Consider the following 22,134-nt stretch of genomic DNA (forward strand, 5'->3'; position numbering starts at 1 on the left):
GCCAGCATGACGACAACGCTTCGAGCCGACAGCGGCGTATCGCCGCTTCGGGTGCCGGCCGTGCGGGGGCCGCGCGCCAAGGGCGTTTCGCGCTGGCAGCAGAGGTACTCGGCCAGGCTGCGGGTCACCGACTCGGCGATCGTGTGCGCCGCGGTTGCGCTCGCCCAGTTCGTCCGGTTCGGGGACGCGCCGAACACGTCGGGCTACCCCGGCCCCGTCATGACGCTGTTCTCGGCTCTCTTTGCCGCACTGTGGCTTTCGTCCATGTCGATGTTCCAGACCCGGTCGACGCGCATCATCGGCGCCGGAATCGACGAGTACCGGCGCATCGCCAGCGCCTCGTTCTGGACGTTCGGGTTCATCGCCATGGTCACGCTGCTCGCCAAGATCGAACTGGCCCGCGGCTATCTGGCGGTCGCGCTGCCCGTGGGCACCATCGGGTTGTTGACGAGCCGCAACCTGTGGCGCAAGCACGTCTGGCGCAAGCGGGCGCAGGGCGACTACCAGTCGATGGTGTTGGCGATCGGCGACCGGCTGGGTGTTTCGCACCTGGCCCGCGAGCTGATCCGCAACCCGAACGACGGCTACGCGGTGGTCGGCGTGTGCATTCCGGGCTACGGTCCGCCGCGCGGCGAAACCCTTACGGTCCAAGGCCAGCAGATCGACATCCTGGGCGATGAGACCACCGCGGTGACCGCGATCGCGGGCTGCGGCGCGGACACCGTGGCGGTGACGCGCACCGAGCATTTCGGCGTGCACGGCATCCGGGACCTGATGTGGCGGCTGGAGACGATGGACGTCGACCTGGTGGTGGCGCCCGGGGTGGCCGACGTCGCCGGCGCGCGGTTGACCCTGAAGCCGATCGCGGGATTTCCGCTGCTGCACGTCGACAAGCCGCAATACGAAGGCACCCAACGGTTTCAGAAGCGCGCCTTCGACTTCTGCTTTTCGCTGGCCGCGCTGATCGGCACGTCGCCGCTCCTCATCGCGGCGGCCATCTGGATCAAGGCGACCAGCAAGGGCCCGGTCTTCTACCGCGCCGAGCGCATCGGCCTGGACGGCAAGCCCTTCACGATGCTCAAGTTCCGGACGATGGTGGACGGCGCCGACACCCAGGTCGAACGCCTGCTGCCGCTCAACGAGGGCGCCGGCGGCATGCTCTTCAAGATCCGCCAGGACCCGCGGGTGACGCCGGTCGGCAAGATCCTGCGCCGGTTCAGCATCGACGAGCTGCCGCAGTTCATCAACGTGCTCAAGCAGGACATGAGCGTCGTCGGCCCGCGGCCGCCGTTGCGGCGGGAGGTCGAGAACTACGACGGCGAGGTCAAGCGCCGGCTCCTGGTGAAGCCGGGGGTCACCGGCCTGTGGCAGGTCAGCGGCCGGTCGGATCTCTCCTGGGAGGACTCGGTCCGGCTCGACCTGTCCTACGTCGACAACTGGTCGATGACCGGCGACTTGCTGATCATCGCCCGGACGCTCAAGGCCGTCATGTCCAGCGACGGGGCCTACTGATGCCGCACCAGAACACGATTGAGCCGGCGGAAGCGGCCAAGACCGACATCTCGGTGCCGCGGTCGCGGATCGCGCACGCGTTCTCGGTCCAGCTGATCTGCCGGGCGCTCGGCATGCTGGCCTCGGTGGTCTCGGTCGCGATGACCGCCCGCTACCTCGGCCCGGGGCGCTACGGCCAGCTCACCATCGCGGTCGCCTTCGTCGGAATGTGGGCCAGCCTGGCCGATCTCGGCATCGGCACCGTGATCGTGCGCCGGGTCACCTCGGGCACCGGCGATCTGGAGCGGCTGGTCCGCGTCAACAGCGGCCTGTCGCTGGTGTACTGCCTGCCGCTCGCGGCGGCGGCCGCGGGCACGGGCCTGCTGCTCTATCGCGACGCCGACGTCCGCGTCATGCTGGTGGTGTTGTCGGGTCAGCTGCTGATGCTGACGATGACGACGCGGTTCGAACCGGTGTTCTTGTCCACCGTCCGCTTCTCGGCCGTCGCGATGTCCGACGTCCTGGGCCGGCTGGGCACGTTGGGCATGGTCAGCTACCTGGTGGCCACCCGCGCCGACGTCGTCTGGTTCGCGGTCGCGCAGCTCATCCCGCCGGCGCTGCAGCTGCTGATCCAGGGCAGCGCGGCGGCACGGCACATCTCGCTGCGGCCGATCTTCGCGCCGCGTGAGGTGGCGGACCTGTTGCGGGAGAGCCTGTTTCCCATCGGCGTGGCCGTGGTCGGCGTCCTGTACTGGCGCACCGACGGCGTCATCCTGTCGAAGGTCAGCACGCACTCCGAGGTCGGGGTCTACGGGCTGGCCTACACGGTGGCGTTCAACACGCTGGTGGTTTCGATGTTCTTCCTCAAGGCGACGCTGTCGACGGCCACCGAACTGTTCGCGCGCAACGCCGAAGCCTTCGCCGGCTTCCTGCGGCGCTGCGTCGAGCTGATGTATTTCGTGGGTGTCCCGGTCGCCGTCGTCGGCGCGGTGCTGGCGCGCCCCCTGATCGAGCTCTTCGGCGATCGCGAGTTCGTGGAGCGTGGCGCACCCACACTCGCGACGCTCTTCGTCGCCGTGGCACTGCGTTTCGTCACCGGCACCCTCGGCCAGGGCCTGTTCGCCTGCCACCAGCAGAAGTTCCTGTTCCGGCTTTCGATCGCCACGCTGGCATTCAACATCGCGTTGAACCTGTTGCTGGACAAGCCGTTCGGCGCGGTGGGCGCCGGCCTGGCGCTGGTGGGCACCGAGGTTTTCGGCATGGTGATCGCCAGCTGGTGGCTGCGCCGCGCGTGCGACTACCGCACGCCCGTGGCGTTCTTGCTTCGGCTGCTGGTGCCCACGGGGGCCTGTGTCGCGGTGGCGCTGCTCCTGGCGGCCCACCACGTGGTGTTGGTCGTAACCGTCGCCGCCGCCGTGTATCTGGTCACCAGCTTGACGGTCGGTCCGTTCACCTGGTCATCGTTGCGCATTCAATTGACCGCATTGCGCCAGAGGGGGGCGGTGGCATGACACGCGAATTGGACCGGGCATACCTGAAACGCCCGGTCGGCACGCTCGTCCGGTCCGGCCGGCCGATGGTGGTGATGATCGTGACCTACAAGAGCCATGATCTCGTCGAGCAGTGCCTGGCCAGCGTCGCCGAGCACCTGCCCGAACTGCCGGTGTTCGTCTACGAGAACAGCGGCGACGGGTATCCCGGCCGCGAGGAGCTGGCCGCCCGGCACCCTGGGGTGCACTGGGTGCTGGGCCCGGTCAACCTCGGCTTCGCGGCGGCATTCAACGCCCTGGTGGAGCACACCCCCGCCGACGCGGATCTGTTGCTGCTCAACGCCGACGCCCGATTGCAGGGGCCGCTGGCGCGGACCCGGGAACTGCTGCTGCAGGCGAAGGTCGCCGCGGTGTCGCCGATGGTGCACGACGACGGGGCGCCCGGGCCGGCGCGCTGGGACATCGCGACGCGGCGCCGGACCCTGAGCCGGGCGCTGGTCGCGGCCGCCGGCTACTCGGATCGGCTGCGCGGCACGCCGATTTCACACCTGTACGCTCGCCAGCCCGACGAATCGGAGAGCATCGACGGTTATGTGGGCGGCGCCTGCCTGGCGATCAACCGGGCCGCCTGGAACGAGATCGGCGGCTTCGACGAGGAGTTCTTCCTCTACGGGGAGGAAACCGATTGGCAGGCGCGGGCCACCGCGGCGGGCTGGCGCATCCTGCTGGCCCACGAAACCGACATCGACCACGGCAACCCGGCGGCCGCGAGCCAATCGCAGGAGGCCGACGCCGCGCACGGGGCCGCGGTCTCGACCCCCGAACGGCGCCGGAACCGGGACCTGCTGCGGGCCAACATCGCCCTGCTGCTCGAACACCAGGACGGCGTCCACCACGCGGACGCCTATCTGGCCGGCACCACCGTGCTGGAGCGGATGCAGCGGTCGAAGCGCGACGCCCGCCGGCGCGCCCTGACAGCCTCGCGCCGCACCGCCAAGCCGGCGATCGTGATCACCACCAACCGCCTGGTCTACGGCGGCGCCGAACGCCAAAAGGCGCTGCTGGCAACCGAATTGGATCGTCGCGGCTACCCCGTCACCGTTGTCTGCATGCAGCGGTTCGGACCGCTGATCAGGGAGATCCCGCACAGCGTCCGGGTGGTGCGCCAGCCCTGGTGGGCGCCGGCCGTCGACCTTCCCGCCGGCCCCGCGGTGCTGATCAGCGGCGACACCAACACCGAGACGGGATTCGCCACCCTGTGGCGGGCCGCGGGCGCCGACCGGCGCTGGCTGGTCGCGCCCCACGTTCCGCCGGAGCCCGACCGGCCCATCTACTCGCGGCCGCTGGCCGCCGCGATGCGCCGCTGCGACGCGTTCGTCGTGCTGGCCCGGCGCCATTGGGACATGCTGACCGAGCATCACAAACTCGGCGATCGCCGGTTCATCGCGCCCAACGGCGTCGCCCTGGCGGAAGAGCCGGCACCGCGGACGAGGGCAGCCGGTGAGCCGGTGAACCTGGTGATGCTCTCGCGCATCGTCGAACACAAGAACCCGCACCTGCTGATCGAGGCGCTCGGCGGCCTCACCGATATGCCTTGGCAGCTGTCCATCTTCGGTGACGGCCCCGACCGCGAGCGGCTGCAGGCCCGCACCCCCGCCGCGCTGCGCGACCGGGTGCACTGGCGCGGTTGGTCGGCCGGGCCGGGGCCGGCGCTGGCCGAGGCCGACCTGCTGTGCGTGCCCAGCCGCTCCGAAGCGTTCCCGCTGGCGATCCTCGAGGCGATGGCCCGGGCGGTACCGGTTGCGGCGTCGGCGATTTGCGCGGTCCCGGAAATGCTGGACTTCGGCAACGCGGGCTATGTCGTCGAGCCCGCGTCCGTGCCGGCCTGGCACGAACGCCTCGCGGAGATCCTGGCCGACCCCGCGGCGCTGCCCTCGGTGGGGCGGCGCGGCCACGAGCGCATGCGCCGGCGCTACACGGTCGAGGCGATGACCGATGATTACCTGCGTGCCATCGAGGCCGTGCTGTGAGCGGCTTGCGAACGGCGTGGAAGTCCCCCGTGCTCGGCCGGCGGCGCGGGCGGGCGGCCGACCCCGAACGAACGCCGTTGTACGAGACGGTGATCCTGGGTGGCGGCCCGGCCGGGACCGGGCCGCTCGTCTGGGCGGCGCGGCACGGCCGCCTGGACGCCTGGCTGGACGGCGGCGTCGCGCTGGTCGAGCAGGCGGAGGAGCTGGGCGGTTCGCTCGGTCAATACCCGCTGAACGCCGACTCGCGCGGCACCTCCTTCCTGGAATGCCTGGACGGCCCGGACTGCGCGCCGTTCCTCGCCGACCTCAAGACAGATCCCGTTGCGGCAGAACTGGAAAGCTTCCGCACCGGGCACCCGACGCTGGAATTGGTCGGCCGTTTCGAGCGGTGCCTGGGCGCCGCCATCCTGGCGGAGTTCGGCCGGCATCCCAACAGCCGCGCCCTCACCGGCACCCGCGCCCAGGCGATACGGCTGCAGGACGACGGCTCCGTCACGGTCGTCACCGATGCGACGGACGGGCGGCGCGTCGTGGTCCGCGCGGCCAGCGCGGTCGTGGCGCTCGGCGGGCGCCCGAACGCGTCGTGGTCGGAGACCGAGCTGGCGCCCGGCGTGCACCTGGGGCACTGGCGGGACAAGATCGTTTCCAGCCACCGGCTCCTCAGCCGTGGCGGCGTTCAGGAGGTGGCGCGCCGGCTGGCCCGCGCGCCGGGCAGCCCCCGCGTGGTCATACTGGGCGGCGCGCACAGCGCGTTTTCGGCGGCGTGGCTTCTGCTGGAACGTGTTTCGGCCCACGGCTTCGGCCCGCACGGCATCCAGATCCTGCATCGCAGCGAACCGCGACCAACGTACCCGTCGCGCGCCGCCGCCCATGTCGACTACTACGAGTTCTCCGAATCCGACGTGTGCGCGGCCACCGGTCGCGTGCACCGGATGGGCGGGCTGCAGGGCGACGGCCGGGAGGTGTGGCGGCGCCTGCACCGCAAGCCCGGCACCGAGCGGGACGACCGCGTGGTGGCCTTGCCGATCGGCGGCCTGCCGCGCGCGGACCTGCTGCGCCTTCTGACGGACTGCGATCTCATCGTTCCGGCGCTGGGCTATCGCCTTGCCACGCTGCCCATCTACGACGCGCGCGGCGCCCGGGTGCCGCTGGCGCGATGCGGCCCGGCGGTCACGCCGGACGCACGGCTGCTGGCCGAAGACGGGACACCGGTCCCGGGCGTGTTCGGCGTCGGGCTCGGCAGCGGGTTCCTGCCGCGGGGCGCGATGGCCGGGGAGGAATCCTTCACGGGCCAGCAGAACAGCCTGTGGCTGTACCAAAATGGGCTCGGCCAATTGATTTACGACGCCACGCGGCGGCGGGCGCGGCGCCTCGCGGACGTCTCAGCCGCCGTGAACAGCGCCCCCAGGGAGGATCGGGAGTCAGATGCTTTGTCGGTTGTGTGATTCGGACCGCTTGGTCAGCGTCCTGGATCTCGGCGCCACTCCCCCGTGTGAGAAGTTCCTGGCGGCCGACGAGGTCGATCTGCCGGAGCCCACCTTCCCGCTGCACCTGCGGCTGTGCGCGGACTGCCTGCTGCTGCAGATACCGGCGCTGATCACGCCCGAGGACACGTTCACCGAATACGCTTACTTCGCTTCGTATTCGGACAGCTGGGTGCAGCACGCCAAGGACTTCGTCGACGGGGCCATCGGGCGGCTCGGGCTCGGACCCGATTCGCGCGTGGTCGAGGTCGCCAGCAACGACGGCTATCTCCTGCAGCACGTCGTCGCGGCGGGCGTGCCGTGCGTGGGCATCGAGCCGTCGGCGAACGTCGGCTCGGCCGCGCGCGAGCGCAATGTCCCCACGGTGACGGCGTTTCTGGACGAGGAGGTCGCGGCGAAGGTTCGCAACGATCACGGTCCGGCCGACCTGGTCGTCGCCAACAACGTCTACGCGCACATCCCCGATCTGCGCGGCTTCACCCGGTCCCTGCGGGTGCTGATGAACGACGACGGCTGGCTGAGCATCGAGGTGCACCACGCGCTGAACCTGGTGCGGCTCGGGCAGTTCGACACGATCTACCACGAGCACTTCCAGTACTACACGCTGTTTTCGGCGATCTGCGCGCTGGCGACGGCCGGGCTGGCCGTGGTCGACGTCGAGCTCCTGCCCACCCACGGCGGGTCCATCCGGGTCTGGGCCCGGTCGGCGGAGATCGCCGGCAAGCCGACCGAACGGGTGAACAAGGTGATGCGGCTCGAGGAGGCGGCCGGGCTGCACCACGTCGACGGCTACCTGCAATTGCGCCCGCGGACCGAGGCCATTCGGCAGGAGCTACTGCGCTTCTTGCTGCAGTGCCGCGCCGAGGGCAAGCGGGTGGTCGGCTATGGCGCGCCGGGCAAGGGCAACACGTTGCTCAACTACTGCGGGATCCGCACCGACCTCCTCGAGTACACCGTCGATCGCAACCCGTACAAGCACGGCCGGTTCACGCCGGGTACGCGCATCCCGATCTACGAGCCGGAGCGCATCGCCGTCGACCGCCCGGACGTGGTGCTGGCGTTGCCGTGGAACCTCGAAACGGAGCTGACCGAGCAGCTCGGCTACATCGCCGACTGGGGCGGCCAGTTGGTCTTTCCGCTTCCGACGTTGCACACCGCAGAAATCGGTAGTGTGCGGCGATGAGCACCTGCCGGGCGTGCGGCGGCGCCGACCTTCGCCGGGTCGTGGACCTGGGGACGGTGCCGGCCGGCGACGAGTTTCCCCCGCTCGCCGAACCCGTGCGCCCGGAGGAGTCGTCCCATCCGCTCGCCATGGACCTGTGCACCGGCTGCGGCCTGGCCCAGCTCGCCCACGACGACACCGTGGCCGCCGAACCGCGGGGCATCGAGCCGCAGGCCCTGCGCGAGCAGGCGGCCGACGCCGTCCGGCGCGTGGCCGACGCGGGCTGGCTGCGCGGCGCGACCGTGCGCGAATTCGGCAGCCCGCACGGCGGGACGTGGCTGCCGCTGCTGGCCGACCGCGGGTTCGCGTCGGCGCAGCGCGCCGATGTCGTGCTCGACTCGTTCGGCATCATGCACGAGCCGGACCAGCGGCGGGCCTTCGAGGTCCGGGCCCAGGCCACGGCGCCGGATGGCGTCCTGCTGCTGCAATTTCACTCGCTGCTGACGATCGTCGGGCAGGGTCAATGGAACGCGTTGCGCCACGGCCACTTTGCCTACTACTCGCTGACCGCGCTGGCCGGGCTGCTGGCGGCCGCGGGCATGAGCGTGGCCTCGGCGTGGGAGTTCGACCTCTACGGCGGCACCGTGTTGATCGCCGCCGTGCACGGCAGCGCCGAACCCGACGCACGGGCGAAGGACATTCTGCGGCGGGAGCGGGCCTTCGGCATCACCGACCCGGCCGTCGTGGGCCGCCTGCAGTGCGCCGCCGAGCAGCACGCCGCCCAGCTGCGCGACTGGCTGACGGCGCAGGCGACCGACCGCCGCACGGTGTACGGGTACGGCGCCGGGTCGCGCGTGGTGTCGCTGTTCAGCCTCGCGGGCATCGACCGGCGGCTGCTGCAGGCGGTGGCCGACGCGTCGCCGGCGAAGCAGGGGCGCAGGATCCCGGGGACCGACGTCGCGATCATCTCGCCCGAGCAGCTCGTCGCGGCCGACCCCGACCGCGTCATGCTGACGCTGCCCGATCTCTACGACGAGGTCCGTCAGGCATATCCCCAGCTCGACGGGCGGTGGTCGATCGACCCCGGCGCGGGCGGGAAGCGGCCGGCGCTATGAGTTCGATTCGGGTGCTTTGGCTTTCGCCCTGGATGCGGCCGCTGGCGCGCGTCCAGGCCGAGGCGCTGCGGCGGCGAGGAGCCGACGTGTTGCTGGTGACGTCCGATCAGCACCCGGAGTCCGACGCCGCCCGCGATTACGAGCTGGTGCTCGATCCGCGGTTCCGCACCGCCGCGACGTGGCCGGCCAGCATCGCCGCCTGGCGTCGCGTCCGGGACTACGGTCCGGACGTGGTGATCGCCGAGTTGGTCCGCGACCCGCGCTGGATCCCGCTGGCTTCCGGGGCGCCCCGGGTGCAGCTGGTGCACGACGACAGCCCCCACGACGCCGGCGAACAGCGGCCGGGCTACGAGCGCGCGGTCTTCGACCGGTGGGGCGCCCATTCGGCGGCGACCGTCACCTACAGCGACTACGTCGCCGAGGCGATCATCAGCCGCCGGGACGTGGCCGGCACCCCCATGCACGTGCTGCCCCTCACCAGCGACCTCGACGTGGCGCTCGTCCCGCCACCGGTGCACGCCGAGGGGCGCCGCGACTTCGTGATGGTGGGCCGGCTCAACCCGTACAAGAACATCGACGTCGTGCTGCGCGCCTGGCAAGCCCATGTCAACGGCCGGGCCTGGCGCGGGGACAACCTGCTGCTGATCGGCGACGGGCCGATCGACCTGCGGAACACGGCCCTGCCGCCGCATGCGCGCTGGATCTCCGGCTCGTATCGTTACGCCGACATCGTCGAAACACTGTCCGCGGCAAAGGGTTCGGTGGCCCATTACCGGCGCGCCTCGCAGAGCGGCGTGCAGGTGCTGTCGATGCAGCTGGGCGTGATGCCGATCGTTTCGGACGCCGGGGGATTGCCCGAGTACCAGCCGCCGGGCGGCCCGGTGGTCGGCGTCGACGACGTCGCGGGGCTGGCCGCGGCGTTCGACAAGCTCGCGGATCCGGCCGTCGCGGCGCGCCACGGCGCCGAGGCGGCGGGCCACTACGCGCGGCGCTGCTGCGGCGACGCGGCCGCGGACCGCCTGCTCAACATCCTCGCCGAGGTGCGGGCCGCGCGCCCGCCGTTCGGCGCGCGGGAACTGGCACGCGCCGGCAGGCGCCGGGAAAGGTTTTAGTTCATGGATTTCCGCACGTTTGTCCGGACGCTGACGGCGCATTGGAAGCTGTTCGTCGGCGCGCTGCTGGCCTGCCTCGCGGGGGCCGCCGCCGTCACCGCGCTCCAGACCAAGAGCTACCAGTCGTCGGCCACCGTCCTCATCTCGTTTTCGGGCGAGACCGACCTGGCCCAGGTGTACTCGGGCACGCAGGCCGCCCAGGAACGGCTGTCGTCCTACGCCGCGATCGCCGGCGGGCACGCCGTCGCCGAGCGCGCGGTCAAGCAGTTCCACCTGCCGATCGGCGCGGACGCACTGGCCGGCGAGACGCATGTGGAGTACACGCCGAAGTCGACGCTCTTCACGATCTCCGTCACCGACACCGACCCGAATCGCGCGGCGGCGCTGGCGAAGGCGATGGCCGACACCTTCACCGGGATCGTCGGCACCTTGGGGGTGAACCCGAAAGACCCGGTGGCGCTGGTGAACAGCTCGCCGCCGCAGGCACCCCCGCCGCAGGCGCCACCGACGCAGGGCCCGACGCAGGTGCCCGCGGCGCCGGACGCCGACGGCCCACCCGCGACCCAGCCCGGTGGCGACACCACCCCGACGGCGGAACCACCGGCGCCCCCCGCACAGGCGGCCACGCCGCAGGCGCTGCCGCCCCAGGTCGCCCCGAACACGCCGATCGCCAGGGCGACGGTGATCGAGCAGCCGGGCGTGCCGGACAGTCCGATCAAGCCGGTTCCGGTGCGCAACATGGCCATGGGGCTCGCGGCCGGCCTGCTGTTGGGGACGGGGGTGGCGCTGACGCGCGAGGCCGCCGATCGTACCGTGCGCGACCGCGCGAAGCTGGAGCGGCTCTCCAACCTGCCGACCCTGGCCGAGCTGCCCGGAAGGCGCGGCAGCGCACCGAGATTCGGCACCGACATCTCGTTCGACGACGCGGTGCGCGGCCTGCGGGCGCGCCTGCTGCGCGCGATGGAACCGGGCGCGCGCCGGGTGCTGCTGACGGCGCCGTTCGGCGGCGAGGGAACCACGACCACGGCGGTGAACCTGGCGAGGGCGTTCGCCGAATCGGGCGAAGACGCCCTGCTCGTCGAGGGCGACACGCGCCGGCCGGTGATCGCCGGCCTGCTGAAGGTCGACTCCGGGGAGGGGCTGGGCAATGCGTTGTCCGACCCCGACATCGCGACGGAAGCCGTTAAGCCGACCACGATTCCGCGCCTGTTCATCCTGGCGGCCCGCGCCGTTCGCCGGGACACGCTGCCCAGCAGCGCCTACCTGCCGGAGGTCCTCGACAAGGTGCTGGCCGACGTGTCGGCCAGCTTCGACCGCACTGTCGTCGACGGCCCACCGGTCCTGGCGACCGCAGACGCCGGGCTGCTGGCCGGTGCGGTGCAAGCCACCGTGCTGGTGGTCCGGGCGGGACGCACCACCGAGGACGAACTGACCGACGCCCTCACCGCGCTGCGCGCCGCCGGCGCCGAAGTGGTCGGCACCGTGCTGACCGACGCCCGCATCCCCCGCCACGCCCGGGCCGCGGCGCGCACCTACCGGACCAAGGTAGGCCGGCCGGCGTGATCCTGTACCTGCGGAGCCGGCACCGCCTGGCGATGTCTGGAGCCGTCCTGGCGGTGTTCGCGTTGGGCTGCTTCGTCTTCGGCGTGCTGTCCGTGCGCAACACCACCCAAGGGGTGATGTTGATCGGCCTGTCGTTCTGCCTGGTGATCTACTGGACGCGCCCGGCGACGATGATCGGCGTCGCGCTGTTTTTGGCCTTCGCGGCACTGCCGCAGGGCCTGCACGTCGCCAAGGTGATCGGCCCCGTCTCGGTCAACGCCTACCACGTGGCGTTGCTGCTGGCCATCTGCTTCGTGCTGCCGGTCGTGCGGCTGCGCTTCTCCGAGTACCTGTTGCCGGGCATGTTCGTGTTGACCGTGGCGTACTTCGCCGCGGTCGGTTTCGCGACCGGTCATTCCGCGCCGATCGTCGTGCGCGAGGCCACCTTTCTGCTCGAGATGGTCGGCGGCTTCGTACTGGCGCTCGCGATCGTGTACGGCGACTACGTCAAGCTGTCCGTCCACGCGATGGTGATCACCCTGTGGTTCTCGGCGGCCATGGCCGTCCTCAGCTCCTCGGGCGGCCTGCGGCTGGCGGGCCGGCTGGAAAGCCTGCAGACGGACACGGGCGACACGGCCAACCGCGTCATCACCGCCACCCTCACCCCGGCGATCGCCGTGCTGGCCGCCCTGGTGGCGGCGCAGATCGTCGGGCGCCTCAAACCCGTCTGGTACCTCGCGCTGGGCCTGCCCGCGCTGATCATCTCGGTGCTGGCCTTCTCCCGGAACACCCTGATCGCTCTCGGGGTCGCCGCGGTGGTGGCGTTCATCGCCACGCTGGGGTGGTCGTCGCTGCGGCGGGCGGCCAGGCTGGCGCTCGCCGGGGCGGGGATCCTGGCGGTGGCCGTGCCCGGTGCGCTGTTTCTGCTGCAGCATTCGACGGCCGGCGAGTGGCTGAGCGACCAGATCACCGGATTCAGCCATCGGGTGCTCGGCGGCGTCTCGAGCAACGCGCTGGCGGTGGACTCCTCGACGCTGGCGAGGCTGGCCGAGGACGCCAAGCTCAACCGGGCCATCGCCGGGGCGCCGGTGTTCGGCCACGGGCTGGGCTATGCGTATCAGGAGCCGTTCGGCAACGACCCGGACGAATTCACCAACACGCTGGGCACCACCTACTCGCACAACTTCTACCTGTGGTGGTTGGCCAAGTCGGGCGCCGTGGGCATGGCCGCGTTCGCGGTGTTCGCGCTCACCCAGCTGGTCGCCGCGCTGCGCAGCGCGTCGGCGCCGGCGAAGGCCGCCGCGGCGGTCTCCGCCGGTCTGCTGGTGATGTGCATCGTCGACCCGCTGCCCGAAGACCCGGCGAACGCCATGACGCTGGGCATGGCGCTGGGAGCGGCCCTGGCGTTCGCGCGCCTGCGGAACCGGCCGGGCGCCGCGGAGGCCGACGCCGAGCCGCTGCTCGCGGGGGCCGCGCGGTGAGCGCGGGACGAAATCCGGTGCGGGTGTTGGTGATCGGGCCGGCGCCCGCGGCGGCGGACAGCCGCGGCGGCATGGCGACGGTGGCCGCCCTGATGGCCGTGCATCCGGACGAGCGGATCAGCGTCGCGGTGGTGCCCACCTACGTGGACCGGTCGCGGACGGTCAAGCTGCTGGTGGGCATCCGCGGAATGCTGCGCGCCAGTTGGCTGTTGGTGCGCGGCCGCGCCGACGTGCTGCACGCGAACCTCGCCCAGGGCGGCAGCGTGCTGCGCAAGGCGGTGCCGCTGGCCGCGGCGCGGCTGGCCGGCGTGCCCGCCGTGGTGCACGGGCACAGCTACGACTTCGGCGGCTGGTTCGACCGGCTGCCGGCGCCGGTGCGGGCCGCGGTGCGCCGCATGCTCGTCGCCGACCACTGGCTGGTGCTGGGCGAGCGCCACGTCGACGAGTACGCGGCCCGGCTGCGGTTGCCCGACCGCCGGATCAGCGTGCTGCACAACGCCGTCCGCATCCCCGACACCGCAGTGGACCAGGCGGGTGCCGACCGGGTGCACGCGGTGGCCCTGGGCCGGATGGGAACGCGCAAGGGCAGCTACGACATCGTCTCGGCCGTCGGGGCGCTCGACGAGCCGGTGCGCCGCCGCCTGCGCGTGACCCTGGCCGGCGACGGCGAGGTCGACGGCGTGCGCGCCGCCGTGGCCGCGGCCGGTCTCGGCGACACCATCCGGGTGGCCGGCTGGCTGGATGCCGCCGCCCGCGACGAACTGCTCTGCGCCGCACACGTTTTCCTGCTGCCCAGCCGCGACGAGGGCCTGCCGATGGCGCTGCTGGAGGCCATGGCGCACGGGTTGGCGCCGGTCACCACGACGGTCGGCAGCATCGGCGAAGCGGTGAGCGACGGCGTCACCGGCGTTGTGGTGCAGCCCGGTTCGCCGGATCAGATCGCCGGCGCGCTGACCGCGCTCGTCACCGATGATCAGCTCCGGGCGCGGCTGGGCGCCGCCGCGCGCGCCCGCGTCGGAGACTTCGGGCTGCAGCGCTGGTACGACTCGCTGGCCCGGCTGTGGACCGCCCTGGCGGAGACGGCCGCGCCGCGGCGCCAGGGGTCACTGCCCGTTCGCTGATACCGTCGAGTCTCGCGGAATATCCAGCGTGGCAATGGGATACAGGCCCGCGCCGTCGCGGCCGTCGCGGGCCAGCGCCATCGGCGCGTAGTTCACCACGTGCGATGCGCCCGGCTTGTGCTGCTGCCAGTCGACCGACGCGCGCAGCGTGTAGTGGCCCGGTGCCAAGCCGTTGAGGTCGACGCGCACGGTTTCCGTCGTCGACGTCGGGACCGCCTCCTCGCGGGAGGAGCTGGTGTCGTCGCTCACCAACGTCTTGAGGTTGACCGTCGCCGGCAGGCTGCGCACCACCGCTCCCGAGAAGTCCACCAGCTTGTACCCGGGGGCCCACTGCTCGGTGGCGACCGCCGAGCCGTAGTTGGTCCAGGCCACCGAAATGGTCGCCACCTTGCCCTGCAGCGACTGGGAGCCCGGGCGGCCCTCGACCGAATAACGGTAGCCCGCCGAGGTATTGGCCTGCGCCCACAGCAAAAACAGGCCTGGGTCCATCGCCGAGCGGGATTCGCGGTCCGCGAAGTTGACGCTCGACGTCATCGACACGTGGTAGCGGACGACGTCGTGCAGGCCCTTCTCGTAGTAGGACCGGGGGTCGGTTCCGTTGGGCAGCTGGCACCACTCGGTGATCACCGGGGCGGACGCCATCCGCTGCTTGAGGGCGCCCACGACGGCGTCGTTGCTGCGCACGTACTGCGAGTCGCTGGATTCGGCCCACGCCGGCAACGGCGCCTGCACCCCAAGGCAATCCGAGCGGACGCCCACCGGCGCCGAGAGTTTCTTCGTCACGTCGTCGGCCAGGAGCTCGCGCACGATCTCCGGATTCTGCGGCGTGACAACCACTTGCGTGTGCGGGAAGGCGTTGACGTTCGCCGCCACCAGCTGCCGGATCGAGTCGGTGGTGATGCTCTGATCGCGAAACTGGCTGTAATACCCCAGCATCGCCTTGCTCTCGTCGGGCGCGGGGCCGGGTGCGCCCAACACGTCACGCAGGTAGGCGATGTGGTTCTCGCTGAAATCCCCGTACCCGGAGAACTCGAACACGCTGAGCCGCTCGTCGCCGTCGTAGCGGCGGCCCAGCGCGGCGAGCAGATCGGAGAACGCGGTGAGGTAATTCGGGTCGTTCCAGCTCGGCACCACCTGCGTCACCCCGGGCGTCGGGCTGTTCGCCGGCGCGGGATACGCGGTGGACGCCGACCGCATCCAGTCGGGGATCGCGATGTTGGTGTTGTCGGGATAGGAGTCGTTGCAACAGGAGTTGTAGGCGTACACGCGCAGCGTCAGCCGCATGTTGCGATTCTGCAGCTTGGTCAGCGCGTCGTCGATCGCGCTGAAGTCGAACTTGCGGTCGTCGGGGGCGTCGGGCGGCAGGGTGCGCGGGTCGACGGGCTGCAACTGCCGCCACGAGATGCGCATGCTGGCGTCGTAGGAAGCCGGCCACGCCGGGTACCGCTGCTGCGCCGGATTGCCTTGCGGGAAAAGCGGAATCAACAGGTCCTCGTACTGGCCGCGCAGCGGGTTGGCGATCTCCTGGACGGTGGGCGGGATGGCCGGAAAGACCATCGCGGACAGCGGCCCCGGATTGGGATGCCCGCCGCACCCGTTCAGCAGCAGCGCCGTGCACGCGATGACCGCGGCGAGGGCCCTTTTACCCCTGTTATTCGAGGAACGAAACATGTGGGCTAGATCGCGCCTAACGACAGGGCCTCGCGGTCGGCGAGGAACGGCATCGGCATCCAGCGAGCGGCCAGCAGCGCTTCCATCGCGTTGCCGGGCACGGGCCGGGACAACAGGAAGCCCTGCGCGCGGTGGCAGCCGTGTTGCATCAAAGTCAGTGCGGCGGCGGGTGTTTCGACCCCTTCGGCGACCAGTTGCAGGCCGAACGCCTCGGCCAACCCGATGATCGCCCGGACGATGGCCAGGTCGCCGGCGTTGGTGCCCAGGTCACGCACGAAGCCGGTGTCGATCTTGAGCATGTCGACCGGAAGCGACTTCAGGTGCGACAGAACCGCATAGCCGGTGCCGAAGTCGTCGATGGCGATCTGGACGCCGACCTCCTTCAGCTCGTGCAGCGTCTTGCGGGTGGTTTCGATGTCGTGCACCACGGCACGCTCGGTGATCTCCAGGCAGACCGATCCGCCGTCGATGCCGAACTCCTCGATGGTGTCGGCGACGCTGCGCACGAAGCCGCGCGTGATCAGCTGGATGGGCGAGACGTTGATGCGCAGTACGGCGCTCTGCCCGACGCCGTTGGCCCGCCACCGGCTGAATTCGGCGCAGGCGCTGCGCATCACCCACCGGCCCAGCTCGCCGGCCAGGTTGGTCGATTCCGCCACCCCGATGAACGAATCCGGCAGCAGCAGACCCCAAATCGGGTGCCGCCAGCGGACCAGCGCCTCGGCGGCGACGATGGCCCCGGTCCACAGGTCGACCTCGGGCAGGTAATGCAGCAGCAGCGCCTCGCTGTCGATGTCGCCCTGCAGATGCAGCTCGATGTCGTTGCGGAAGGCGCTTTTCAGCGACATGTCGTCGGTGGACAGCGCGACCTGGTTGCCGCCCCCGCGCTTGGCGGTCAGCACGGCCTCGTCGGCCCGGCGCAACAGGTCGGTGCTGTTGTCGCGCCCCGGCATGCCCACCGCCAGCCCGATGCTCACGGTGCGGGTGATCATGTGCCCGCCGATCGCCAGGCGCTCGCGCAGCATGGTCCCGAGGCGGCGCGCGAACGACTCCGCGGTCCCGGTCGACATCGCCTGGTCCGGGATGACGACGAACTCGTCGCCACCCAGCCGGGCGATCATCGCCTGGCTGCCCGCGCAGACCCGAATGCGTTGCGCGAAAACGCGGATGAACCAGTCGCCGGCGGTGTGGCCGAGGTAGTCGTTGATCGGCTTGAGCCGGTCCAGATCGAGGTACAACACCGCGACGGGCCCCGGATTGCCCGGCGCGAGCCGTTCGGTCAGGTGCGCGACTAACGCCCGCCGGTTGTACAGGCCGGTCAGGTCGTCGTGCTCGGCGAGGTAGCGCAGCCTTTCCTCCGCGGCGATGCGGGCCTGCAGCTGGGCGAACAGCGCCGCGACCGCCTCCAGCGTGTTGATCTCTTCCTGCTTCCACTTCCGGGCGCCGTTCTTCACGAAACCGAGCACGCCGGTGGTGGTGTCGCCGGAGACCAGCGGTGCGGCCGCCACCGACGGCGACGCCGGTTGCTTGGCACCCGCCCAGCGGCCGAATCCGCGGTTGTTCTGCTCCGGGCGGATCACGACCGGCTTGCGACCGTGCTCGCACTGCGCGAGCACCGGGTCGGCGCTGGTGAAGTGGACGACGGCCACCGGATCCGGGTCCGGAATGTCGGTGCGCGGCGGCCACTCCGCCACCAGCACCGAGGCGCGGATGTCGTGGTCGTGGTGGCGCAGGAAGCTGGCGTCCAGGTTGAACTGCTCGACGAGCTGGGCGAGCACCCTCTCGCTCACCTGGGTCGCAGTGGATCCGGTGGCCTCCATCAGCTGCGTGGCGACGGAGGTGACGACGAGATCCAGGCTGCGCGGCAAGGACTCCTCCGATCGGGCACGTGTCCCAGCTGGGCTTGCGTTTTCAGGGGCCCAATCAAGGATTTTCCGCGATGACTGCATTCGGCCCGGGGCAGGTCACGAATTGCTGCGAAGCGTATCATGTGCGACCCGGCTCAGCCCGGGTCAAGCTGGCCGCCAACGAGGATGGGAAACCCGCGAAATGTCCGTCGCACGCTCGGCGAAACGTCGGCTCGCGCCGGCGGCGAAGACCTTGGCGCCACGGCTGTTCTGGCGGCGCAAATTCCGGATCCTGCGACGGCTGGGCGAGTCCCGCCCGGACGTGCAACTGGTTGCGTCCCTGTGCGATCCCGCCCGCGTCTCGCTGGACATCGGGGCCGACGTCGGCGAGTTCACCATCGCGATGCTGGCGTCGTCGCGCTCGGTGATCGCGTTCGAGCCCCGGCCGGCTCAGGCCCGCGAGCTGGCGGCGATGTTCGACGCGGTCGGCGCAGCGGTCCGGGTGGAGGCCGTGGCGCTGTCGGACCAGCCGGGCGTGACCACGATGCGCGTGGTCGAATCCGACCCGGGCCGCAGCACGATCGACACGGGCAACGCCCTCGGCGACGCTGACGGCAGCGCCGTCCGCGACATCGACGTGCCGGTCAGGCGACTCGACGATCTGGGCCTCGACGACGTCGGCATGATCAAGATCGACGTCGAGGGCCACGAACTGGCCGTGCTGCGCGGCGCCGTGGACACCCTCACCCGCAACCGGCCGGCGGTGCTGGTCGAAGCCGAGGAACGCCATCACCGGGGCGCCGTCGCCGCGATCACCGAGTTGCTGGCGGGCCTGGGCTACCAGGGCTACTTCGACGGCGGCGACGGCCGCCGGCCCGTCGAAGAGTTCGATGCGGCCGCCCACCAGGACCCGGCGAACATCGGCGGCCGGGAGGACGGCTGGGCGGCCCGGGGCGTCTACGTCAACAACTTCGTCTTCGTCCCGAAGGGCGAGTGAGACAGCTCACAGTCGCGCCGCGGCTGTCACGGCGGGGCGGGCTCCGGTGTCTCAAGGGCAAGAGTCCCGTGAGAGTAGGAGACAGACATGACCGAGCCGGCCGCCCCAAGCACCCACGTCGTCGTCGTCGGCGGCGGATACGCCGGAACCCTGGCCGCCAACCACCTGCGTCAGCGCGCCGGCGTCGAGATCACCCTGATCAACCCGCGACCGGTCTTCGTGGAGCGGATCCGCCTGCACCAGTTGGTCGCCGACACCAGCGCCGCGATCGCCGACTACGACAGCCTGCTGGGCGACGGCATCGGGCTGATCGTCGACACCGTCGACCGGATCGTGCCCGCCGAGCGCCGGGTGGTGCTGGGCTCGGGCGCCGAACTGGACTACGACTATTTGATCTACGCCGTCGGCAGCACCGGCGCCGTGCCGGTGACGGTCCCCGGGGTGGCGGAGTTCGCCCACTCGGTCGCCGACCTGGAAAGCGCGCAGCGGCTGCACTACGCGCTGGCCGACCTGCCGCTGTCCGCGCCGATCACCGTCGTCGGCGGCGGGCTGACCGGCATCGAGACGGCGTCCGAGCTGGCCGAGCTGGGACGCCCGGTGACCCTGGTCTGCGGCGGCCTGCTCGGTCCGTCGCTGAGCAGGCGGGGCCGGCGGTCGGTGGCCAAGCAACTGCGCGGCCTCGAGGTGAACGTGCTCGAATCCGTCTCCGTCACCGAGGTGCGCTGGGACGCGGTGGTCCTCAGCAACGGCGCGGTGCTGCCCAGCGCGGCGACGGTGTGGACGGCCGGGTTCACCGTGCCCGACCTGGCCGCGCGCAGCGGGCTGAGCACCGACGCGGTGGGCCGGCTGCTCACCGACGAGACGCTGACCAGCATCGACGACACCCGCATCGTCGCCGCCGGTGACGCGGCCGCGCCGTCGGGCCAGCCGCTGCGGATGAGCTGCCAGGCCGCCGGGCCGCTGGGCGCCCAGGCCGCCAACACCGTGCTCAGTCGCATCGCCGGGGACACCCCGGCGCCGCTGGACCAGGCGTTCACCGGGCAGTGCATCAGCGTGGGGCGCTCGCACGCCACCGTTCAGCTCGCCCGCAAGGACGACACCCCGGTGGAGCTGTACCTCGGCGGCCGGTTCGCGGCGTCGGTGAAGGAAACGGTGTGCAAGGGCACGCTGTGGGCCATCCGCCGCGAGGCCGCCAAGCCGGGCTCGTACTTCTGGTTCAAGGGGGGTCGGCGGCTCGAGCAGTCCCCGGCCGACGAGCGGGTCGCGTTGCCATGACGGGCGCATCCGAGCACGCCGACCGGTTCACGCTGCTGCGGCCGTTGCTGTTCACGATCGCCTACGAGATCCTCGGCTCGGCGACCGAGGCCGACGACGTGCTGCAGGACAGCTACCTGCGCTGGGCGGGCGTGGACCTGGGAGGCGTGCGCGACACCAAGTCCTACCTCGCCCAGCTGGTCACCCGGCAGGCGCTCAACGCGCTGCGCGCCGACGCGCGTCGCCGCGAGGAGTACGTGGGCCCGTGGCTGCCCGAGCCGCTGCTGCTCGACGACCAGGATCCCTCGGCCGATGTCGTTCTGGCGGAATCGGTTTCGATGGCGATGCTGGTCTTGCTGGAGACCCTGAGCCCCGACGAGCGGGCGGTGTTCGTGCTGCGCGAGGTGTTCGGTTTCGACTACCGCGAGATCGCCGAGGCGGTCGGGAAGCCGGCGCCGACCGTGCGCCAGGTGGCGCACCGCGCGCGCGAACACGTCCGGGCGCGGCGGAAGCGGTTCGACGCGGCGGATCCGGAACGTAACGCCGAGATCACCGCCCAGTTCCTGGCCGCGGCGGCCACCGGCGACGTGGAAGCGCTGATGACGATGCTCGCGCCCGACGCCACCTGGACGGCCGACAGCGGCGGCATCGTCAGCGCCGCGCGCCGGCCGGTGGTCGGCGCCGACCGGGTGGCACGGGCGATCGCCGGGCTGATGCGCCGGGCCGCGGGCATGGCTGGGGCGCGCGTCGACATGGTCACCTGCAACAGCGCCCCGGCGGTGTTGCTCTACCTCGGCGACCAGCTGGAAGGGGTGATCACGCTGGAGATCTCCGACGGCAAGATCACCAACTTCTACGTGATGCGCAACCCGCAGAAACTGGCGGCTTTGGCCAGCGCCCGCGACATCAGCCGCGGCTGAGCGACGGGCGTGCCGCTCTGTCAAGCTAGGTCGGTGCGAATCGACCGGCTTGGCGACCTGGGCGCCGCGCCCCGGGTGCTCCGCGCCGTCGGCGACGCCACCGGCCGGCTCGGCCTGCCGCCGCCCGCCGCGCTGACCGGCGAGTGGTTCGGCGCGCTGGCGGTGATCGCACCCAGCGTGGCCGCGCGGCCGGTGCCCGCCGCCGACGCGTTCGCGGTCCCGCAGGCCGCGCCGGCGCCCGATTCGCAGGCGGTGGGCGGCGGCTGGATCGGCTACCTGTCCTACCCCGACCCCGGCGCCGACGGGCGCGGCAACCGGATCCCCGAGGCCGCGGGCGGCTGGACCGACTGCGTGTTGCGCCGCGACCGCGACGGGCAGTGGTGGTACGAAAGCCTGTCCGGGGCCCCGATGCCGGACTGGCTGGCCACCGCGCTGGCGGCCCGGCCGTCGCCGCCGCGCGACTGCCGGATCGACTGGGGCGCCGCCGACCGGGCGACCCACCGCGACGGGGTCCTGTCCTGCCTGGAGGCCATCCGCGCCGGCGAGGTGTATCAGGCCTGCGTATGCACGCAATTCACCGGCCCCGTCACCGGCGCCCCGCTCGACTTCTTCATCGACGGGGTCGCGCGGACGTCGCCGGCCCGGGCGGCCTACGTCGCCGGGCCCTGGGGGGCGGTGGCGTCGCTGTCCCCGGAGCTTTTCCTGCGGCGCCGCGGAACGGTCGTGGCGTCCAGCCCCATCAAGGGCACCCTGCCCCTGGACGCGTGGCCGTCGGCGCTGCGGGCCTCGGCCAAAGAGGTCGCCGAAAACATCATGATCGTGGACCTGGTCCGCAATGACCTGGGCCGCGTCGCGGTCGTCGGCACGGTCACCGTGCCCGAGCTGCTGGTGGTGCGGCGCGCGCCCGGCGTGTGGCACCTGGTTTCCACGGTGTCGGCGCGGGTTCCCCCCGACCTCCCGATGTCGGCGCTGCTGGACGCCGCATTCCCCCCGGCCTCCGTCACCGGAACCCCGAAACACCGTGCCCGACAACTGATTTCGCAATGGGAGCAGCATCGCCGCGGAATATACTGCGGCACAATTGGTCTGGCGTCACCCATCGCCGGCTGCGAGCTGAACGTCGCGATCCGCACCGTCGAGTTCGACGCCCGGGGCGGCGCCGTGCTGGGGGTCGGCGGCGGGATCACCGCCGACTCCGATCCCGACGCCGAATTCCTGGAATGCCTGCACAAGGCCGCCCCGATCGTCGGGCTGCCGTCCGTCGCGGCCGCGGCGTCCGTGGGCTAGAGCCGTCGGTTAGGTGAAACCTCAGCGCCCCGACCATGAATTTCGGATAATGCCCCACGCCGCGTGCCGGGCCGTCCTAAGCTTCAGGGATTGACCCGCGCCGATCGCGAGTCGACAGCTTTAGGGGGCC

16 protein-coding genes are annotated in these 22,134 nt (G+C 71.4%); 14 read left to right on the forward strand and 2 right to left on the reverse strand.

The annotated features are described in order from the left end of the window. Positions 1-6: 6 nt before the first annotated feature. The 10 genes from AWB89_RS06440 (at position 7) to AWB89_RS06485 (ending at position 14,028) form a co-directional block, all read left to right on the forward strand. Positions 7-1,512, forward strand: coding sequence for a sugar transferase (locus AWB89_RS06440; protein ID WP_085172294.1), 1,506 nt, complete (start codon positions 7-9; stop codon positions 1,510-1,512). Beyond that, on the forward strand, positions 1,512-3,002 hold the full coding sequence (locus AWB89_RS06445) for an oligosaccharide flippase family protein (RefSeq protein WP_085172296.1): 1,491 nt from the start codon (positions 1,512-1,514) through the stop codon (positions 3,000-3,002). Before AWB89_RS06440 ends, AWB89_RS06445 begins: the two co-directional genes overlap by 1 nt. A 65-nt stretch (positions 3,003-3,067) precedes the next feature. Beyond that, positions 3,068-5,011 (forward strand): glycosyltransferase, encoded by a 1,944-nt coding sequence (locus tag AWB89_RS06450; protein ID WP_372515279.1) that lies wholly within the window; start codon positions 3,068-3,070, stop codon positions 5,009-5,011. Next, a complete protein-coding gene (locus tag AWB89_RS06455) occupies positions 5,008-6,456 on the forward strand; it encodes a hypothetical protein (protein ID WP_085172300.1) in 1,449 nt (482 codons plus the stop codon). The genes AWB89_RS06450 and AWB89_RS06455 overlap by 4 nt, the downstream gene beginning before the upstream one ends. Then, a complete protein-coding gene (locus tag AWB89_RS06460; RefSeq protein WP_085172302.1) occupies positions 6,437-7,678 on the forward strand; it encodes a class I SAM-dependent methyltransferase in 1,242 nt (413 codons plus the stop codon). Before AWB89_RS06455 ends, AWB89_RS06460 begins: the two co-directional genes overlap by 20 nt. Then, positions 7,675-8,772, forward strand: coding sequence for a class I SAM-dependent methyltransferase (locus AWB89_RS06465; protein WP_085172304.1), 1,098 nt, complete (start codon positions 7,675-7,677; stop codon positions 8,770-8,772). Before AWB89_RS06460 ends, AWB89_RS06465 begins: the two co-directional genes overlap by 4 nt. Further along, positions 8,769-9,884 (forward strand): glycosyltransferase family 4 protein, encoded by a 1,116-nt coding sequence (locus AWB89_RS06470; RefSeq protein WP_085099182.1) that lies wholly within the window; start codon positions 8,769-8,771, stop codon positions 9,882-9,884. Before AWB89_RS06465 ends, AWB89_RS06470 begins: the two co-directional genes overlap by 4 nt. A 3-nt stretch (positions 9,885-9,887) precedes the next feature. Further along, positions 9,888-11,447 (forward strand): tyrosine-protein kinase domain-containing protein, encoded by a 1,560-nt coding sequence (locus tag AWB89_RS06475; protein ID WP_085172306.1) that lies wholly within the window; start codon positions 9,888-9,890, stop codon positions 11,445-11,447. Then, complete coding sequence (locus AWB89_RS06480; protein ID WP_085172308.1) at positions 11,444-12,907, forward strand: O-antigen ligase family protein; 1,464 nt, start codon at positions 11,444-11,446, stop codon at positions 12,905-12,907. The genes AWB89_RS06475 and AWB89_RS06480 overlap by 4 nt, the downstream gene beginning before the upstream one ends. Further along, positions 12,904-14,028 (forward strand): glycosyltransferase family 4 protein, encoded by a 1,125-nt coding sequence (locus tag AWB89_RS06485; RefSeq protein ID WP_241520435.1) that lies wholly within the window; start codon positions 12,904-12,906, stop codon positions 14,026-14,028. The genes AWB89_RS06480 and AWB89_RS06485 overlap by 4 nt, the downstream gene beginning before the upstream one ends. Here the strand turns inward: AWB89_RS06485 and AWB89_RS06490 are convergent. Together AWB89_RS06490 and AWB89_RS06495 are read right to left on the reverse strand one after the other, a co-directional pair. After that, on the reverse strand, positions 14,011-15,699 hold the full coding sequence (locus tag AWB89_RS06490) for a hypothetical protein (protein WP_085172310.1): 1,689 nt from the start codon (positions 15,697-15,699) through the stop codon (positions 14,011-14,013). The two genes, AWB89_RS06485 and AWB89_RS06490, sit on opposite strands and share 18 nt — an antisense overlap. Before the next feature lie 5 nt (positions 15,700-15,704). Further along, complete coding sequence (locus AWB89_RS06495) at positions 15,705-17,567, reverse strand: putative bifunctional diguanylate cyclase/phosphodiesterase (protein ID WP_085099171.1); 1,863 nt, start codon at positions 17,565-17,567, stop codon at positions 15,705-15,707. Positions 17,568-17,748: 181 nt separating this feature from the next. Here AWB89_RS06495 and AWB89_RS06500 point away from each other — a divergent pair, with 181 nt between their 5' ends. The 4 genes from AWB89_RS06500 (at position 17,749) to AWB89_RS06515 (ending at position 22,004) form a co-directional block, all read left to right on the forward strand. Then, on the forward strand, positions 17,749-18,543 hold the full coding sequence (locus AWB89_RS06500) for an FkbM family methyltransferase (protein WP_085172312.1): 795 nt from the start codon (positions 17,749-17,751) through the stop codon (positions 18,541-18,543). Between the two features lie 87 nt (positions 18,544-18,630). Then, the gene (locus tag AWB89_RS06505; RefSeq protein WP_085172314.1) at positions 18,631-19,818 is read left to right on the forward strand and encodes an NAD(P)/FAD-dependent oxidoreductase; all 1,188 of its coding nucleotides are present in this window, start codon (positions 18,631-18,633) and stop codon (positions 19,816-19,818) included. Then, a complete protein-coding gene (locus tag AWB89_RS06510) occupies positions 19,815-20,717 on the forward strand; it encodes an RNA polymerase sigma-70 factor (RefSeq protein ID WP_085099162.1) in 903 nt (300 codons plus the stop codon). The genes AWB89_RS06505 and AWB89_RS06510 overlap by 4 nt, the downstream gene beginning before the upstream one ends. 33 nt (positions 20,718-20,750) lie before the next feature. Continuing rightward, positions 20,751-22,004 (forward strand): aminodeoxychorismate synthase component I, encoded by a 1,254-nt coding sequence (locus tag AWB89_RS06515; RefSeq protein WP_085172315.1) that lies wholly within the window; start codon positions 20,751-20,753, stop codon positions 22,002-22,004. Positions 22,005-22,134 lie beyond the last annotated feature (130 nt).

Source organism: Mycobacterium paraense, from assembly GCF_002101815.1.
Lineage (GTDB): Bacteria > Actinomycetota > Actinomycetes > Mycobacteriales > Mycobacteriaceae > Mycobacterium > Mycobacterium paraense.

Bases quoted from the DNA above. Each gene is read 5' to 3' on its own strand.
- AWB89_RS06440 (WP_085172294.1), top strand. From the start codon at position 7: ATGACGACAACGCTTCGAGCCGACAGCGGCGTATCGCCGCTTCGGGTG.
- AWB89_RS06445 (WP_085172296.1), top strand. From the start codon at position 1,512: ATGCCGCACCAGAACACGATTGAGCCGGCGGAAGCGGCCAAGACCGAC.
- AWB89_RS06450 (WP_372515279.1), top strand. From the start codon at position 3,068: ATGGTGGTGATGATCGTGACCTACAAGAGCCATGATCTCGTCGAGCAG.
- AWB89_RS06460 (WP_085172302.1), top strand. From the start codon at position 6,437: ATGCTTTGTCGGTTGTGTGATTCGGACCGCTTGGTCAGCGTCCTGGAT.
- AWB89_RS06465 (WP_085172304.1), top strand. From the start codon at position 7,675: ATGAGCACCTGCCGGGCGTGCGGCGGCGCCGACCTTCGCCGGGTCGTG.
- AWB89_RS06470 (WP_085099182.1), top strand. From the start codon at position 8,769: ATGAGTTCGATTCGGGTGCTTTGGCTTTCGCCCTGGATGCGGCCGCTG.
- AWB89_RS06475 (WP_085172306.1), top strand. From the start codon at position 9,888: ATGGATTTCCGCACGTTTGTCCGGACGCTGACGGCGCATTGGAAGCTG.
- AWB89_RS06490 (WP_085172310.1), bottom strand. From the start codon at position 15,699: ATGTTTCGTTCCTCGAATAACAGGGGTAAAAGGGCCCTCGCCGCGGTC.
- AWB89_RS06500 (WP_085172312.1), top strand. From the start codon at position 17,749: ATGTCCGTCGCACGCTCGGCGAAACGTCGGCTCGCGCCGGCGGCGAAG.
- AWB89_RS06505 (WP_085172314.1), top strand. From the start codon at position 18,631: ATGACCGAGCCGGCCGCCCCAAGCACCCACGTCGTCGTCGTCGGCGGC.
- AWB89_RS06510 (WP_085099162.1), top strand. From the start codon at position 19,815: ATGACGGGCGCATCCGAGCACGCCGACCGGTTCACGCTGCTGCGGCCG.